The organism is Pontibacter sp. BAB1700, from assembly GCF_000277005.1.
Classification (GTDB): domain Bacteria; phylum Bacteroidota; class Bacteroidia; order Cytophagales; family Hymenobacteraceae; genus Pontibacter; species Pontibacter lucknowensis.
The window spans coordinates 16052-32940 of sequence record NZ_AKIS01000078.1 but is presented as its reverse complement, the minus strand read 5'-3'; the positions used below and the strand labels follow the sequence as shown (position 1 = coordinate 32940).

Here is a 16889-nt window from a genome sequence, read left to right as displayed (position 1 = left end):
TATATAACATAAACATTTGGTAGAGAAAGTAATAACATTAGAGAATATCTCTCTTATCGATTTTCTGGGGACAGAGAATCAGAATATCAAGCAGCTTGCAGCCGCTTTTCCGAGCAGCAAGATCATATCCAGAGGTAACGAAATTAAAATTCAGGCCAGACGCCTGAGATAACCAAGATACACGAGATCCTTTCTTCGCTGATCGATCACTATCACAAGTTCGGGAAGATTACGCATAACAGCGTAAATAGATACCTTTCTTCTGATCCTTTTACGGATGAGGAAGTAATCGTGACTTCTCCGGACGTAATCGTGTACGGTAGCAAGGGCGGCATCATCAAAGCCAAGACGCCAAACCAGAAAAAACTGGTGGACCTGGTGGAGAACAATGACCTGGTGTTTGCACTGGGGCCTGCGGGTACCGGTAAGACTTACATCTCGGTGGCGATGGCCGTGCGCGCCCTCAAAAACAAAGAGGTGAAGAAGATCATCATCTCCCGCCCTGTGGTGGAAGCCGGCGAAAATCTGGGTTTCCTGCCGGGTGACATGAAAGAGAAGGTGGATCCTTATCTGCGCCCGATCTACGACGCACTCGAGGACATGATCCCGATGGAGAAGCTCAAATATTACCAGGAAAGCAAGATCATCGAGATCGCGCCGCTGGCTTATATGCGTGGCCGTACCCTGAGCAATGCCTTTGTGTTGCTCGATGAGGCACAGAACACGACGCCGGCACAGATCAAGATGTTCCTGACCCGTATGGGCCCAACCTCGAAGGTGATGATCAACGGTGACCGCTCGCAGATTGACCTGCCGCACAGACAGAAGTCCGGTTTGATCGATGCCCTGCATACCTTGCGTAACGTGAAAGGGATTGGCTTTATCGAGATGCAGCCGGAGGACGTGATGCGTCACCGCCTGGTGCGTGACATCGTAGACGCCTATACACAGGCTGACGAGGCACGTCTGTCTGCCAAGCTGGAAGCCGAAGCCGCCGAAGAAGGCAAGCCCGTATCGGTGAATGGCCGCAAAAAGAAGGTATAGCAGCTGATCTGATAACACAAGATGATTGAGGTAATACGTGCTGAACGCGAGCAGGATAGGTCTGCTGCGTTCAACATACGTGAACAGGTATTTGTAGAAGAGCAGCAGGTACCACGTGAGGCGGAGCGTGATCAGTTTGAATCGACCTGCCCGCCACTACCTGGCCACCTGCGAAGGTATAGCCTGTGGAGCCGCCCGCTGGCGACAGACCGACCAGGGTATAAAGCTGGAGCGCTTTGCTGTGCTGGCCGACTACCGCAACCGACAGGTGGGCGCTGCGCTGTTGCAGGCCGTGCTGCGGGACGTGCAGGCAGCTCATGCTGGCAGTAAGGTATATCTGAACGCGCAGTTACCGGCCGTCAATTTCTACAAGCGCCACGGCTTTGTAACCGAGGCGACATGTTCACGGAGTGCGACATACAGCACTACAAGATGGTTTATAAGGGCTGATGAAACGGTGGGCTCCCTACCCATTCGTTCGCATTGTCCTTAGCTTTATAGCAGGTATACTCGTGTACCTGCACACAGGCAAAGCGTTCAGGTATAGTCCTGAACTCTTTGCCTTTTTTGTTGCCCTCTACCTGGTACTATACCTGATCGCACGCAAGGCGAAAACGGTAGAAGCCAACACCCTGGCAGGTATAGCCGGCCTCCTCTGTTTCGCGGCAGGCGGTATGTGGGTCACCCACCTGCATACCGATTCGCACCGTCCGCAGCACCTGAGCAATTTGTCAAGCCAGCCTGCTTACTATTCAGGTGTGGTGGACGATTATGTGGTGCAGAAGCCTGGTTACCAGAGTACAGTACTGCAGGTAGAGCAAGTACAAATAAATGGTCACTGGCAAGCAGCCGAAGGCAAGGTACAGCTCTCTGTGCCCCACGATTCACAGCGTGAATATGAATTAGGCTACGGCGACCGACTCCTAATCAAAGGCACACCGCTACCTGTCGCGCCGCCCGCCAATCCGAACCAATTCGACTACCGTGCTTTTCTGGCCAACAAACAGATTCACTACCGCCATTTTCTGCAGGCGCACCAGTATCAGAAAATCGAATCGGATCCATCAAACCCGGTGCTGTACTTCAGCATATACCTGCGCCGCCAACTCGACGCTTTGCTGAAGGAGTCGATCAATGAGCGGCGGGAGTACGGCATTTCTTCTGCCTTGATCCTGGGAGTGAAAGACGAACTTGACAATTCCATCCGGGATGCCTATGCCCAGACCGGCACCATGCACGTGCTGGCGGTATCGGGTCTGCATGTGGGGCTGATCTATGGGATACTGGCTTTTCTGCTGGCTGGCTTTAAGAAAACAACCAGGCAACGGGTAATTTATGCCGCTGTTATTCTGGGTGTGCTCTGGCTGTATGCTTTCATTACGGGCCTCTCCCCTTCTGTGCTTCGGGCTGCTTTCATGTTTAGTCTGATCACGCTGGCTATGGTTTCCAGGCGACAGCACAACATCTACAATACCCTCGCCATAGCTGCTTTTGCACTGCTGTGGTATAATCCGTATTTCCTGCTGGAGGTGGGCTTTCAGCTCTCTTTTCTGGCGCTGCTCGGCATCGTATACCTGCAGCCAAGATTCTACAGACTGCTGGAGTTCGACAACAGGGTTCTGGACAAAGGATGGGCCCTCTTCACGGCGGCGCTGGCGGCTCAACTGGCTACTTTCCCGCTAGGGCTATACTATTTTCACCAGTTCCCGGTCTACTTCTGGCTGGCCAATCTGCTGGTGGTGCCTGCCGCTACATTGGTACTTTACTCGGGTGTAGCTGCCCTATTCTTCTCCTGGGTACCGCTGCTCAGCACGATGCTGTTCCAGGTTCATTTTTCCATTACCTGGGCCATGAACGAGTTTAACCTGCGGGTGAATCAGCTGCCACAGGCTGTCATCAACGGCATCGACATCAGCGCTTCTCAAACCTGGTTGCTCTATACCCTGCTTCTATTGTTTGTTCTCTTCTTCGCTTACAAACAGCTGCGCTATTTTGCCCTGGCCACTGTAATTGTAGCCGTACTGGTGACGCAGGAAATCATGGAGATAGCAACACAGCAAAACCAGCGCAGCCTTGTGGTTTATAGCATGCGCAACGCCACTGCTTTCAGTTTCCTGCAGGGGCAGCAGGCGACGGTGGTGAGCAACCAGCCGCTGGCCCCACAAATCTATACCTTCAACATTCAGCCTTACCTTTGGCACAAAGGCGTGTCGCAAGCCGACACCTATACCCTTGCAAATGCTCCAACGACAGGTATAAGCCATGTTGTATTGCCCGACAGCAACAGCCTGCTGGTATGGCAGGGCAAGCGCCTGCTGCTCGTATCAAAACCTCTCAAAGTACAGCCGCTACCCGATTTTGAAGTGGATTACCTGCTGCTCACGCAGAACGTCCGCATAAAACCCGAGGAGCTACAGCCTTTCCGCTTCAAGCAACTCATACTCGACGCCTCCAACGCCCCCTGGTACCTCCAGCGCCTGAAGCCACAGTTAGCGGAGGCGGGGATACCGTTTTATGATGTGACGGAGAAAGGAGCGTTGGTGGTGGAGTTGTAAAACAAAAAAAAGCGCTGTCACTACATGACAGCGCTTTCCTGCTTAAGGTGAGAGTAGATATTTTAATTCTGTGCTTTCGGACCTGTAGTTACGGGCTGCTCAGTCTGGTACTTGCCGTTGAACTTCTCGTAGAGGTACTTCTGCTTGTCGTTCAGGTCGATCTTGCGGCCCTGGATGAAAGCGTGTGTTACGTTGTTGGTGCGCATGTCCAGGATGTCGCCGGCAGAAACTACGATGGTCGCGTCTTTGCCTACCTCAACAGAACCTACCTGCTTGTCTATACCTAAGATCTTCGCCGTGTTGAGCGTGATGGCGGCCAGCGCCTGCTCTTTGTCCAGACCGTGGGCTACGGCTGTACCGGCAATGAAAGGCAGGTTGCGGATACCGTGCGTGCTCAGGTCGTAGTCGAGTGCGAAAGGTATACCGGCCTGCTGCAACAGGTAAGGTGTCTTGTAAGGCATGTCCACATCTTCGTCAGAACGGGAAGGCAGGGCATGTACGCCTGAGTAGATCACGGCAATGTTATTTGCCTTCAGGAAATCGGCAACGGCAACCGCGTCACGGGCACCTACCACCACGATGTCCTTCACGCCGTGCTGCTTCACGAAGTTCACGCCTTCAATGATCTCCTTGCCATAGTTGGCATGCAGGTATAGCTTTTTAGAGCCATCGAACAGACCGTTCAGCGAAGTGAGCTTCAGGTTTTCTTTTTCGTTTTTAGCCTGCTTGTATACCGAGGCATCGCGAAGCAACTGGCCCAGTTCAGCAATGGCTTCTTCGCGCTGCTGGCCCATGTTGGCCATGCGCGGGTTCGGAGCGCCCCCTGTGTTAATGATCATGTTTGGCCAGCTCAGGTGAATACCTATGTCGGCTTTCACGATGGCATCTTCCCAGTTCCAGGCATCCAATTGCACCACTGAAGACGAGCCGGAAATGGTTCCGCCCACCGGTGTTACCTGCGTCATCAAAACGCCGTTGGCACGAATGGTCGGCACGATGTCAGAGTCGGTGTTGTAGGCCACCACAGCACGCACGTTCGGGTTAAACTGTCCAACTTCGCGCATGTCGAGTGTAGCTCGCACACTCTCAATCTCGTTCAGGCCAAGTTGTGCGTTTGGCTGGATCAGGCCTGGGTAGATGTGCTGCCCGGCTACGTCGATCACTTCGTGGCCATTGCGGTTCGCACCACTCAGTGGCCCGCGTAGGTGATCTTGCCATTATCAAAGCCAACGGCGGCATTCTCCACCACTTTGCCGTTACCCACGTGCAGGGTAGCGCCTGTCAGCAACACAGGCTTGCTTTGCTTCGCAGCCGGCACCGGCACCTGCGCAAAGGCAGGCACACTCAGCATAAGCGCCACGAAAGCTGAAATATATCTCTTGTGAATTTTCATCTCTTTAATTGTTGCATTGCTGTATTGTTAAATTGTTGGTTCGCGGTGCGATTCCCTCAATTCCAAAACAGCAATTTAGCCATTTAACAATTTAACCATTTAGTAAGCCAGGAAATCCTCTTCCTCGTGGTGCTCTACGTCTTCGCAGTGTACCACAGCAGCGCGGCCTCTTGGAGGCGCCTGTGTTCTGGCACCAGAGGTTTTAGCCTGCAGCATCTTCTGAACAAGGCGCATACGCTCTTTCTCCAGCTCAGTGCGCAGCTGCGTGTCACGCTCCAGGTCGTAGTAAGCGATACCGTCCACAAAAGTCTTCTCGGCACGGGCGTAGATCGACAGCGGGTGGTTGTTCCACAGCACCACGTCAGCGTCTTTACCTGCTTTAATGCTACCCATGCGATCATCCAGGTGAAGCAGTTTAGCTGGGTTCAGCGTCACCATTTTCAGGGCTTCCTCTTCGCTCACACCAGCGTACTTCACGCTCTTGGCAGCTTCCTGGTTCAGACGACGGGCCATCTCGGCGTCATCAGAGTTGATGGCAGTAGTCACGCCCAGCTTGTGCATGATACCTGCGTTCTGTGGAATCGCGTCTTTCACCTCCATTTTGTAAGCCCACCAGTCAGCGAAGGTAGAGCCGCCGGCTCCGTGGTCACGCATTTTGTCGGCTACTTTATAGCCTTCCAGGATGTGCGTAAATGTGTTTACTTTGAAGCCCATCTGGTCGGCTACCTTGATCATCATGTTGATCTCAGATTGCACGTAAGAGTGACAGGTGATGTGGCGCTTGCCGTCCAGGATTTCTACCAGTGTCTCCAACTCAATGTCGCGACGCGGCTCGCTGGCCGCGGCTTTCTGCTTCTTCGACATTTTGTTGTAGTCTGCCCAGGCCTGCTTATACTCCTTGGCACGCTGGAAAGCGTCTACGTATACCTGCTCCACACCCATACGGGTCTGCGGGAAGCGCACGTTGTGCGAAGGTGCGCGGTTGGAGTGCTTCACGTTCTCACCTAAGGCGAATTTGATGAAGCCGTCGGCGTTCTCCACAAACAGCTCCTCCGGGCTCTTGCCCCAGCGCAGTTTAATAATGGCCGACTGACCACCAATTGGGTTGGCAGAACCGTGCAGCAATTGCGAAGTCGTAACACCACCAGCCAGCTGACGGTAAATGTTCGGGTCTTCGTGGTTCACCACGTCCATCATGCGTACTTCGGCAGTTACCGCCTGCGTACCTTCGTTCACTCCCTGCAACGCAATGTGCGAGTGCTCGTCAATGATACCGGCTGTCAGGTGCTTGCCAGTGCCGTCAATCACACGGGCGCCAGACTCGCTCAGGTTCTTGCCAACTTTCGCGATCTTGCCGTTCTTCAGCACCACGTCAGTGTTCTGCAGGATACCTTCTTTCTCGTTCGTCCATACCGTGGCATTCTTGATCAGCACCGTCTCCTGCTTTGGCAGTTCAGCCTGACCGAAAGCCTGGAACGGATAGATCATGTTGCCGAGCTCCAGTGCCTGCTTGGCTTCTTTGGCAGCGTCTTTCTTCGCTTTCTCGGTCATTGCTTCTGAGAACTTCGCATTCCATTTCACCGGCGTTGCGTCCGGCAACTGGCCTTCGCCCTGCAGGTTCTTATCAGCATACCAGCCGCTCAGGCGGATAGTCTCTTTACTCTTCTTGTCTTTAGTGAATGACAGGGTTACCAGGTTGCCGCTAACAGAGATCTTTCCTGTCACGGTGTCCTGACCGATCACTTTCAGTTCCGGCTTCTCAGGTGTACCGGCAATCTGCAGTTTACGCTCCGGCTGCTGCCCGATCTTCAGGGTATACACACCTCTGTAGTCTGCTGGGACTTCGGTGATCTTGTATTGATTGCCCTGCACCCAGTTCTCCAGGATCACATTGTCTTCAGCAAACAGGTTGCCGCTGGTGATGATGAAGTTGGCCAGTTTGCCTTTGTCGAGGCTACCTACGTGCTTGTCGGCTTTCAGGAGCTGAGCCGGAGTGGCAGTCAAAGCTTTTAGGGCTTCTTCTTCTGACAGACCGTACTCAATGGCCTTGCGCAGGTTTGGCAGGAAGTCTTTTTTGTCTTTGAGGTCGGCTGTGGTGAAGGCGAACGGTATACCTGCCTTCTGCAAAGCTGCCGGGTTGGACGGAGCCATTTCCCAGTGCTTCATGGCGTCGAGCGGCACACGGCGGGCGTCATACGGGTCCTCCACATTGTACGCCTCCGGGAAGTTAAGCGGCACGATGATCGGGGCGTTGGTCGCCTTGATCTCCTTGATCATCTGGTACTCGTCGCCGCCACCTTTGATGATGTATTGCTTCTTGAACTCGTCGCCCACTTTATCGGCACGCAGCAGGTTCAGCTTGCTGTTGGCTTCAAAAATCTGCGGATAGTTGTTGGCACCCGTGAAAGCCGCCAGCGAGATGTTCTGCTCACGGCCCGGGTTCATGTTGTTCCACTGCGCATCGAGGTAAGTCTGACGCAACAGGGCGATAGAACCCATCAGTGAGTTCGGGTAATCCTGCGGCGAAGAGCCTTTCTCAAATGAAAGTGCACCAGCAGCCTTGTCGAGCAGGATCACTTCATTTTCTCGCTTGTCAGCCAGTGTTACCAGCGTAGCCGTACCGCGGGCTATACCGTCGCGGTGCACGGCCAGCACGGTACCGAAGCCCAGCTTGCGCATTTCCTCAGCCTGCTTTTTGTCTACTTTAAAGAGCTCCACAGCATTGGTTTCCGGACGAATGGCCTGGTTCCAGTTGAAGGCTCCCTGCTTCGTAGACTCCTCCTGCGGAGGGGACATCCAGCTGCGGCGCTCCACTTTTACCTCCGGCAGACCATAGCTGGTGAACATATCCACCAGACCCGGTAGATGTGTTTGCCTTTGGCATCGACTACCACGGCACCGGCAGGCACCTGTACCTTAGTGCCCACAGCTTCTACTTTTCCGTTTCGGATCAGGAGAGTCGCGTTTTCGATTTTAGTTTTGTAATCGGTGTGGATGGTGGCGTTGGTGAGCGCGACAAGACCGCTGCGTTCATCATACACGCCATTGCGCGGAAAGGTCTCCTGCGCCATCGCACTACCTGCTGCTCCCAAAGCGAGACAGGCTGCAATGGTTAAGATTTTTCTCATGTGTCAGATTAAGGTGATTGAGTAGTTTAGATTTAAACACACAATATAGCCATCTTCCGTCTAAAATTCCACGCGCAAAGCTGTTAAAATATTCACAATCACCACAAATAGATCTATTTCAATGTATAGACATTAACAAAACAAGACTGTTCTTATTTGGTTTATACCCGAAAGAGTACTTTACGTATGTACTCCTAATATTTTGAACCCTATTGAACCAAGGCCTGCATGCGCTTATACCTATACTTCATTCTCCCGCTGTTTTTATTCACACTGCTAAATCCTATACCTGCCCTGGCGCAGGAGCAAACCACCGAAGAAAAAACCTCGAATCCGCCGGAGCCGGAACGACGCAGCGTTAAAGGGCTTATACCTGCGCCTGTCATCTATTATACCCCGGACACACGTCTTGGCTTTGGAGCCTCACTATTGGGTTACTTCCGCCTCCGCAGCTATACCGACACCACCTATACCCGTCTTTCGCTGGCCCGACTGGTGGTGGATTATACCCTGAACAAGCAGACGGACCAGTGGCTGTATTGGAACATCTTCACACGGGAAGAGCGCCTGATGCTGCGCGGTGAGCTCAGGCATCGCATTTACACCGACCGCTTCTACGGCATCGGCAACGACACGCGTGAAGAGGATCGCGAGCTGTATGACTATGACATGATTAGCGCCAAAATTGCGGTGCTTAAGAACGTAGGTTTTCGCAGCTTCCTGGGGCCAGACCTGCAATTCACGGAGTATTATGATGTGGAACTGGAAGAAGGCAGTCAGCTGCTCTCTCAACAGATTCCCGGCTACAAGACGGGCCGCAATGTGGGTTTGGGTGCCATCTTCCTGATTGACCACCGCAACAGCACGGCCTATCCGAGCAAAGGTTTTTACCTGGAAATCTACAGGCTATCACTTCGGCAAGACTTTTGGCAGCGACTTCCGCTACAACAACTTCAACCTGGAATTTAACCGCTACTATGGACTGGGCAAGGACCGCGTACTGGCCACTAACACCATGCTGCGCCTAAACGAGGGTGACGTACCGGTACAGCGCCTGGCCACTGCCGGCGGCGACAAGTTACTTAGAGGCTACGCCCGCAACCGCTTCCACGACGACCATTTTGTAGGCTCGCAGGTGGAGTACCGCTTCCCACTCTTCTGGCGACTGGGAGCGGCCGCTTTCGCAGGTATAGGCGACGTGTTCGACAAACCGGAAGACATTAGCCTTTCAACGATCAAATACTCTATCGGCACAGGTTTGAGGTACGCGATCAGGCCTGAACAAAAACTCAATTCGAGACTAGATATAGGGTATGGCCGAGAAGGGTTTAATGTGTACCTGATGATTGGGGAAGCTTTTTAGGATCAGGATTAAAGAGGGCCCCTATCCACAAAACAGGGGAAGGAGCTGTGCACGATTGTCATCCCCCTGCCCCTTTCAAAGGGAGACTTTTTGGCTACTGCATCTCCATAGGTATAGGCGCTGTAGTTTCTGTAGCAGCACGCACCACTGGCAGGTATAGCAAGACTAACTTGCACGGTAGCTATAAAACAAATCGCTTTGGCTAGGTGCGCCCTTTGACACTCCACTGTTTGAGCGTTCAGCGAGTGGGGGTAGGGGCCCTCGATTTGTGTCAAGACAAAAAGTAAGGCCCGCCCGGCCAGGGCAAGCTATGAAACAACTCAGGATGCTATACCTAGCCAGCCGCCGCCGCAACACCAAGACTCCCCAGCGGCCAGAGGCCTCCTTATACCTCACACTCGCGGGACGCGAGCGAGGGCAAAATTCACAAGTGGTCGAGCGTGTACGCTCCCTCCATACCAGCTATACCTGCAACACAACCTCCCTCCGCCGGACAGGCAAAAAAATCCCTCACTCTACTAGCAAAAATCCCTTAAACTTCATTACATTTCTACAGGCAAAGTCCTGATTTATACCTGTTATAACACAGAACCCGCCCCTCACCTTATACCTTGCTGGTTTTATGAAACGACATGCAATTGCCAGCTGCTTGCTGGGACTTTGTTTGCTATTGGGCGCAACTAACCGTGCAATGGCGCAGGACCAACCCGCCGACGCTATACCTGACACCATGCCTCCGAAGGCTGAGAAGACACGGGGGCTTATACCTATACCCGTGCTCTACTATACCCCCGACACACGACTAGGATTTGGAGCAGCGCTGCTCGGCTTTTTCAAACTGAAGAACAGTGAAGACGAAGGCTATACCCGCCTCTCACAGGTGCGTCTTATTGCGGACTATACCTTGCGCAAGCAAACCGACCAGCTGCTGGACTGGACCATCTTCACGCGCGACGAAAAGTACCTGCTGCGTGGCGAACTGCGACACCGGGTATACACCGACCGCTTTTATGGCATCGGCAACGACACCCCGTTGTCAGACGAGGAGATCTATGAATACGATTATGTAAGTGCCCGACTGGCAGCTTTAAAGAAGGTTGGAGCAAGAACTTTCCTGGGTCCGGATTTTCAGATTGCCAATTATTACGACCTGCAGCTCAATCCCATCAACCAAGACCGCGAGAGCCAACTGCTCACGCAACAGATTCCCGGCTATCAGGGTGGCCTGAACAGCGGTATGGGACTGGTCTTCCTGCTCGACAGTCGCGATAACGTGGCCTTTGCCAGTAGCGGTACTTACCTCGAGATGTCCGGCTACCGCTTTGGCAGTACCTTCGGCGGGGACTTCGGCTACAGTAATTTCAACTTCGACTTCCGCAAATATTTCCAGCTGAAGCCGAATCACATTCTCGCCCACAACATGAGTTTCAACTTAAATAATGGCGACATACCTGTCATGCGTATGGCCATGGCCGGCGGCGACCGCATCCTGAGAGGCTATGCTAAAAACCGCTTCCTCGAAGACAACTTTGCAGGCACGCAGCTGGAGTACCGTTTCCCACTGTTCTGGCGCTTCGGCATGGCGGCCTTTGCAGGTGTAGGCGATGTGTTCGACAAACCGAAAGACGTCAGTTTCTCTACATTGAAATACTCCATCGGCTCAGGATTGCGCTACGCCCTTAACCCGGAGCAAAAGCTCAACATCCGGGCAGAAATCGGGTATGGGCGCGAAGGCATGAATTTCTATGTGATGATCGGCGAGGCTTTTTAGTTATGCGACAAAAGTCACATACTTAAATTGGAAAGAAGCGTAGATTTGTCTGCGATAAGCCAAACGCCGCTACAAGCATGCCCAAACTTTTCCCGCTGACTTCTACCCTGCTCCAGAAAACGATCTTCATCTCACTTGCACTCCTGATCCTGTTCACGTCGCTGCTCAACTCGGCGATGGCACTGGCGGCTGGTTTGGTGGTTGGTCTGCTGCTGGGCAATCCGTTTAAGGCGTATACCGGCAAAATTTCAAAGTACCTGTTGCAGGCTGCGGTGGTAGGCTTAGGCTTCGGCATCGACTTGTATCAGGTGGCTGAAACCGGTTTGATCGGTATCGTCTATACCTTGTTTTCGCTGGCTGCCACTATGGTCATCGGTCTGCTGCTGGGAAAACTGTTCTATACCCCTCCCCGTCTTACGCACCTGGTTTCATCGGGCACGGCCATCTGCGGAGGCAGCGCCATTGCGGCGGTGGCACCAGCTATCAAGGCCAACGATCAGGAAATATCGGTAGCGCTGGGGATCGTATTTGTGCTCAATGCCGTTGCGCTTTTCGTTTTCCCACCCATCGGCCAGGCACTTGGGTTGTCTCAGGAACAGTTCGGCATCTGGGCGGCCATTGCCATTCACGATACCAGTTCAGTGGTAGGTGCCGCCACCCGCTTCGGCGACGAAGCTTTGCAGATCGCCACCACCCTCAAACTAACCCGGGCGCTGTGGATCGTTCCGCTGGTCCTGCTCTCCAGCCTGATGTTCAAGGATGGGAAAAAGAAGCTGAGTATCCCGGCATTCATTCTGCTTTTTGTGCTGGCATCCGTGATCAGCACGTTTATACCAGCCATGGAGGTTGTTTCTCCTTCTATCGTTATGCTGGCAAAGAAAGGGTTACTGCTCAGTCTGTTTTTGATTGGTGCCAACATCAGTTTGACCGCATTAAGAGCCATTAGTCCAAAGCCCTTCTGGCAGGGAGTGATCCTGTGGTTAATTATTTCGACTTCATCGCTGGCAATTATCTACGGTTTAGGCTAACAAACCCACTTTATAAACATATTCTATCACATCATAAAATTAATCGATTTGAACTATATAGCGTAGGGCTATACTTTTGAGGTATCAATTCAGCAGAAATCTCAAAAACCCTTACCTATATGAGCAACGAGAATCCATATCAGAAACTGACCACTGCCTCTGGCAAACCTTATTACGAGCACGAAAACAGCATGACAGCCGGTCCGCGCGGCCCGATCCTGCTCGAAGACTTTATTCTGCACGAAAAGCTGGCGCACTTCAACCGCGAGCGTATACCTGAGCGTGTCGTGCATGCCAAAGGCTCCGGTGCTTACGGCACCTTCACCGTTACACACGACATCACCAAATACACCAAAGCCAAGCTTTTCAGCGAGATCGGCAAAAAGACCCGTGTCTTCCTGCGCTTCTCCACGGTAGGTGGCGAAAAAGGCAGCGCCGACTCTGAGCGTGACCCGCGTGGCTTTGCCGTGAAGTTCTATACCGAAGACGGCAACTGGGACCTCGTGGGCAACAACACCCCGGTGTTCTTCATCAAAGACCCGAAGAAATTCCCGGACTTTATCCATACCCAGAAGCGTGATCCGCGCACCAATACCAAGAGCGCAACCATGATGTGGGATTTCTGGTCACTGAACCCCGAGAGTCTGCACCAGGTGGTGATCCTGATGAGCGACCGTGGTACGCCATTTTCCTACCGCCACATGCACGGCTTCGGCAGCCATACCTTCTCGTTCATCAACAAAGAAAACGAGCGCTTCTTCGTGAAATTCCACTTCAAGACGCTACAGGGCATCCAAAACTTCACTGACTCCGAAGCCACTGTCATGAAAGGAATGGACCCTGACCAGGCGCAGCGCGACCTGGTGGAGGCCATTGACCGCGGTGACTTCCCGCGCTGGGCTCTGAAAGTACAGATCATGCCGGAGGCTGAAGCCGCTACCTACAAGTGGAATCCGTTTGACCTGACCAAGGTGTGGTCACAGAAGGACTATCCGCTGATCGATGTGGGTGTGCTCGAGCTGAACGAAAACCCAGACAACTATTTCGCGCACGTAGAACAGGCTGCTTTCGCACCAGCGCACCTCGTGGACGGTATCGGCTTCTCGCCTGACCGCATGCTGCAGGGTCGTATCCTATCTTACCCGGATGCACACCGCTACCGCATCGGCGCGAACTACGAGCAGATACCGGTGAACCGTTGTCCGTTTGCAGTGAACAACTACCAGCGCGACGGCGCCATGCGGGTGGACGGCAACGGTGGCAGCGCCCCGAACTACTTCCCGAACTCTTTCGATAACATCAAGGCAGACCAGAGCTACAAGGAGCCGGCCCAGAACCTGGGCACTAACGTAGTGGCCGACTGGTACGACCGCAACGCCGAAGGCGAGAACGACCATTATACTCAGCCGGGCGATCTGTTCCGTTTGATGACGCCGGAAGAGAAGAAAAACACCATCAGCAACATCGTGGGAGCCATGCAAGGTATAGACGGACCGAAGCGGGCAGAGATTATAAACCGTCAGCTGTGTCACTTCTTCCGCGCCGACATCGGTCTTGGACTGGGTATAGCGCAGGGATTGGGTGTGGATGTGAGCTCCTTTGCGGGCGGCAGCGTACACGCCAACTAATACTGACACGTTTTATTTTGTGCTATGGAAAAGCCGGCCCTTGTGCCGGCTTTTCTATTTTACAGCCGGAACCTAATGCAGGTTAAAATTGTATTAAATTTTATACATGAATAAATGATCATGTATTCCAATTACCTATTATTTGAACTTAAATGACCGACCTTAAAGTAAGGGTAGATAAGAAAAAACTGGAGCGAACAGCCTATGTCCTGAAATGCGTAGCACACCCGGTGCGCATCAGTATTATTGACTTGCTGGAGCAGGAGGAGCAGCTCACCGTGAGCCAGCTGCAGGAAGTACTGGAAATCGAACAGTCGTTACTCTCCCATCACCTCACCAATATGCGTGACAAAGGACTTGTGGAAACCCGCCGCCAGGGCAAGAATGTGTTTTATTTTCTCACCGACTCTAGCATTTCCAATATCATTGAGTGCATCAAAGGCTGCAAGTCCACGCAATAAGCTCAGTATTCAGAAATGAAATTATTTTCATATAATTACTTTCTGATTTGGAAACAGAATGTGTAGGAGTACCAAAAACTGCTCACTTTCGTTTATTATAACACAGGTTAATCCATCATCCTTATGAAACTATTCTTAATAACCTTATTAGCCACCAGCCTGATGAGCTGTACCAGCCCACAACAGAGCGACGGCATAGTAAAAACCATTTCGGCCACCGAATACAAAGAGCACCATGAAAAGATCGACAACCAAGAAGTTGTGCTGGTTGATGTGCGCACTCCTGCTGAGTTTGAAGCAGGACACCTCGAAAAAACACAGCACGCCGACTTCCTGAGCGGGGAGTTTGAAAAACAAATGCAGAACTGGGACAAGGACAAAACCTACTACATGTACTGCGCCAGCGGCAACCGAAGCGGCAAAGCAGCCAAACTCATGGAAGAAGCCGGCTTTAAGAACGTTTATAACATAGGGGGCTATTCGGACCTGAAAGCCGCTGGTCTGCCAATAAAAGAGTAATTATTTTATGCATGTGGTACAGCAGCATGAACGTCACCTAGCATTTATGCGTATCTTTACATGATTTATCTGATTCGATGCTGCTAAAACCATTTCCATTCCAGACATTATATTCTTCTGATTTCTATAAGATAGAGATTGATAAGGAGAATAATCTGTTGCTGGCAGAGTGGCAACGGGCTGTGAACAAAGACGAGATGATTGCGGGAGGCACTAAACTTTATGAAGCCCTTCGCGATACAGGAATCACCAGAGCAGTGGCCAATGCGGAGCGCCTGACCATGTTGGATGCCCCTACAAAAGAGTGGATGTCCACCACCTTTTACGAACTGCTTTCTCAGACCCGGCTTCAAAAATTGGCCAGAGTGCTGCCAAGCAGCCTGTTCGCCAAGTTAGCTCTCGAAGCTGTCGCCACCCGTGCGGAGGCTCAGAACATAAACCAGTTTTTATTCAAGAACTTCTCCAGCCAGAAGGATGCACTGGCTTGGATCAACGAATAAGGCCGCTTCAGCTATACCTGGTTTCCTGCATTTTGGTCTGCTAACTAACTGTTATTCCCTCGTTCTACCCTCTCTTTAAGTATCCGGGATTGACCAGCTTTATAACCCTTACTTTCCTTTTGACCAGATTGCTTTACTTTCCCTTCATTTGCTAAACCCGTTTTATATAGAAAAACCGCTATACCTGATCCGGAAAAAATTATATCCCAAACTTGCAGTATAGGTATACCTTAATGTAACTTGTGGTGCAAAGGAGAAAGGAATAGGGATATGCGCGTACTACACACTTCAGACTGGCACCTCGGCCAGCGACTCGTTAACCTCGAACGTACCGAAGAACACCAGCATTTCCTGGACTGGCTCCTGCAAACCATTGAAGCCGAAAAGGTTGAGGTGCTCCTAATGGCCGGCGATGTGTTTGACACGGGTACTCCCTCCAACACAGCCCTGCGCCAATACTACAACTTCCTGACCAGGGTATGCGCAACCTGCTGCCGCCATATCATTATCACAGGTGGCAACCATGATTCTGTTTCCACGCTCAATGCACCCAAAGAACTCCTCGACTGCTTTAACATAAAAGTGATAGGCGGCGCTACTGCTGATCTGCTGGATGAACTGATCGAGCTGCGGGACGAAAACGGTCAACTGGAGCTGGCTGTGTGTGCCGTACCTTTCCTGCGTGACCGCGACGTGCGCCTTTCCGTACCCGGTGAAAGCTACGAGGAGCGGGAACAGCGCATCAAGCAAGGTATAGCTGCTCATTACGCCGCCTTTGTGCCGCATGTACAGCCTTACAAAGCGCAAGGTATACCAGTAGTAGCGATGGGCCATTTGTTTGCCGCCGGCGGCTCCGCCTCCGACAGCGAAAAGGAGATCCACGTGGGCAACCTCGGCCAGATCGGGGCAGACCAATTCCCGAAAGAGTTTGAATATGTGGCCCTCGGTCACCTGCACCGTCCGCAGCAGGTCAACAAGGCGCACCACATCCGCTACTCCGGCTCCCCTATACAGCTTAGCTTCAGTGAAGTAACGGACAAGAAAGTTGTCTATGTGCTCGACTTTGAAGGCGGAAAACTTACCGACCTGAAAGAGATCGCTATACCTGTCTGCCGCAAATTGGTGCGTTTTAAAGGAGAGCTCGAAGAAGTAAAACAGAAAATTGCTGTATACGATAACAGCGGCTACAACTTACCTGCCTGGGCCGAATTACAGGTTGAATTAGATGCCCCTATACCTGACCTGAACCAGCAACTGGAAGAAGTGCTGCAACTGAAAAGCGCCGAGCTGCACCTGCTGATCCACCGTCCGCCCATCATCAAGACTGCCCGAAAAACCCTGGAGCAGGAAGTCCGTGAAGAAGTGGACCTGCATACTTTAAGCGAGAAAGACGTGTTTCTGAAGCGCTGCGAAAGCGCCTTTCCAGAGAGCGACCATACCGAGCTCCGAAACACTTTTGCGGAGCTGCTGGAGTTAATGCGACAGGAAGAGGTGTAGCT

General features: G+C 52.2%; 14 protein-coding genes and 2 pseudogenes. 13 read left to right on the top strand and 3 right to left on the bottom strand.

From position 1 onward, the window contains the following. Window positions 1-16: 16 nt before the first annotated feature. The 3 genes and pseudogenes from O71_RS09710 (at window position 17) to O71_RS09700 (ending at window position 3599) form a co-directional block, all read left to right on the top strand. Window positions 17-1044: pseudogene (locus tag O71_RS09710) on the top strand (PhoH family protein). A 127-nt stretch (window positions 1045-1171) separates the two neighbouring features. After that, window positions 1172-1537: a GNAT family N-acetyltransferase gene (locus O71_RS09705; protein ID WP_007656004.1), complete on the top strand. Its 366-nt coding sequence runs from the start codon at window positions 1172-1174 to the stop codon at window positions 1535-1537. Continuing rightward, window positions 1494-3599 carry a ComEC/Rec2 family competence protein gene (locus O71_RS09700; protein ID WP_071530869.1) on the top strand — a complete coding sequence of 702 codons (2106 nt, stop codon included), beginning with the start codon at window positions 1494-1496 and terminating at the stop codon, window positions 3597-3599. Before O71_RS09705 ends, O71_RS09700 begins: the two co-directional genes overlap by 44 nt. 62 nt (window positions 3600-3661) lie before the next feature. On the opposite strand, the gene O71_RS09695 is transcribed toward O71_RS09700, so the two are convergent. The 3 genes and pseudogenes from O71_RS09695 to O71_RS09690 form a co-directional block, all read right to left on the bottom strand. After that, complete coding sequence (locus tag O71_RS09695; RefSeq protein WP_237717791.1) at window positions 3662-4762, bottom strand: amidohydrolase family protein; 1101 nt, start codon at window positions 4760-4762, stop codon at window positions 3662-3664. Window positions 4763-4788: 26 nt separating this feature from the next. Further along, window positions 4789-4992 carry a hypothetical protein gene (locus O71_RS25540; RefSeq protein WP_237717790.1) on the bottom strand — a complete coding sequence of 68 codons (204 nt, stop codon included), beginning with the start codon at window positions 4990-4992 and terminating at the stop codon, window positions 4789-4791. A 99-nt stretch (window positions 4993-5091) separates the two neighbouring features. Further along, window positions 5092-8120, bottom strand: a pseudogene (locus O71_RS09690) (amidohydrolase family protein). Between the two features lie 228 nt (window positions 8121-8348). On the opposite strand from O71_RS09690, the gene O71_RS09685 reads away from it, so the two are divergent. The 10 genes from O71_RS09685 (at window position 8349) to O71_RS09650 (ending at window position 16887) form a co-directional block, all read left to right on the top strand. Next, entirely contained in the window at window positions 8349-9089 is a 741-nt protein-coding gene (locus tag O71_RS09685) for a hypothetical protein (RefSeq protein ID WP_007655994.1), read from the top strand. Next, window positions 8992-9483 carry a BamA/TamA family outer membrane protein gene (locus O71_RS25535; protein ID WP_237717792.1) on the top strand — a complete coding sequence of 164 codons (492 nt, stop codon included), beginning with the start codon at window positions 8992-8994 and terminating at the stop codon, window positions 9481-9483. The genes O71_RS09685 and O71_RS25535 overlap by 98 nt, the downstream gene beginning before the upstream one ends. A 310-nt stretch (window positions 9484-9793) precedes the next feature. Then, window positions 9794-10051: a hypothetical protein gene (locus O71_RS23840; protein ID WP_155800757.1), complete on the top strand. Its 258-nt coding sequence runs from the start codon at window positions 9794-9796 to the stop codon at window positions 10049-10051. Between the two features lie 54 nt (window positions 10052-10105). Continuing rightward, window positions 10106-11254 (top strand): BamA/TamA family outer membrane protein, encoded by a 1149-nt coding sequence (locus tag O71_RS09680; RefSeq protein WP_040574089.1) that lies wholly within the window; start codon window positions 10106-10108, stop codon window positions 11252-11254. 77 nt (window positions 11255-11331) lie between these two features. Beyond that, window positions 11332-12282, top strand: coding sequence for a YeiH family protein (locus O71_RS09675; protein WP_007655986.1), 951 nt, complete (start codon window positions 11332-11334; stop codon window positions 12280-12282). Between the two features lie 119 nt (window positions 12283-12401). Further along, the gene (locus O71_RS09670; protein ID WP_007655984.1) at window positions 12402-13910 is read left to right on the top strand and encodes a catalase; all 1509 of its coding nucleotides are present in this window, start codon (window positions 12402-12404) and stop codon (window positions 13908-13910) included. Between the two features lie 152 nt (window positions 13911-14062). Then, the gene (locus tag O71_RS09665; protein ID WP_007655982.1) at window positions 14063-14371 is read left to right on the top strand and encodes a helix-turn-helix transcriptional regulator; all 309 of its coding nucleotides are present in this window, start codon (window positions 14063-14065) and stop codon (window positions 14369-14371) included. A gap of 123 nt (window positions 14372-14494) precedes the next feature. Further along, window positions 14495-14890, top strand: coding sequence for a rhodanese-like domain-containing protein (locus O71_RS09660; protein WP_155800755.1), 396 nt, complete (start codon window positions 14495-14497; stop codon window positions 14888-14890). Between the two features lie 77 nt (window positions 14891-14967). Next, window positions 14968-15390, top strand: a complete 423-nt coding sequence (locus O71_RS09655) for a hypothetical protein (RefSeq protein ID WP_007655977.1) — start codon at window positions 14968-14970, stop codon at window positions 15388-15390. Window positions 15391-15660: 270 nt separating this feature from the next. After that, window positions 15661-16887, top strand: a complete 1227-nt coding sequence (locus O71_RS09650; RefSeq protein ID WP_007655975.1) for an exonuclease SbcCD subunit D C-terminal domain-containing protein — start codon at window positions 15661-15663, stop codon at window positions 16885-16887. Window positions 16888-16889: the final 2 nt, after the last annotated feature.

What these genes read in the sequence shown, in the direction of transcription:
- O71_RS09700 (WP_071530869.1), top strand. Translation starts at nt 1,494, where the DNA reads ATGAAACGGTGGGCTCCCTACCCATTCGTTCGCATTGTCCTTAGCTTT.
- O71_RS25540 (WP_237717790.1), bottom strand. Translation starts at nt 4,992, where the DNA reads ATGAAAATTCACAAGAGATATATTTCAGCTTTCGTGGCGCTTATGCTG.
- O71_RS09685 (WP_007655994.1), top strand. Translation starts at nt 8,349, where the DNA reads ATGCGCTTATACCTATACTTCATTCTCCCGCTGTTTTTATTCACACTG.
- O71_RS23840 (WP_155800757.1), top strand. Translation starts at nt 9,794, where the DNA reads ATGAAACAACTCAGGATGCTATACCTAGCCAGCCGCCGCCGCAACACC.
- O71_RS09680 (WP_040574089.1), top strand. Translation starts at nt 10,106, where the DNA reads ATGAAACGACATGCAATTGCCAGCTGCTTGCTGGGACTTTGTTTGCTA.
- O71_RS09675 (WP_007655986.1), top strand. Translation starts at nt 11,332, where the DNA reads ATGCCCAAACTTTTCCCGCTGACTTCTACCCTGCTCCAGAAAACGATC.
- O71_RS09670 (WP_007655984.1), top strand. Translation starts at nt 12,402, where the DNA reads ATGAGCAACGAGAATCCATATCAGAAACTGACCACTGCCTCTGGCAAA.
- O71_RS09665 (WP_007655982.1), top strand. Translation starts at nt 14,063, where the DNA reads ATGACCGACCTTAAAGTAAGGGTAGATAAGAAAAAACTGGAGCGAACA.
- O71_RS09660 (WP_155800755.1), top strand. Translation starts at nt 14,495, where the DNA reads ATGAAACTATTCTTAATAACCTTATTAGCCACCAGCCTGATGAGCTGT.
- O71_RS09655 (WP_007655977.1), top strand. Translation starts at nt 14,968, where the DNA reads ATGCTGCTAAAACCATTTCCATTCCAGACATTATATTCTTCTGATTTC.
- O71_RS09650 (WP_007655975.1), top strand. Translation starts at nt 15,661, where the DNA reads ATGCGCGTACTACACACTTCAGACTGGCACCTCGGCCAGCGACTCGTT.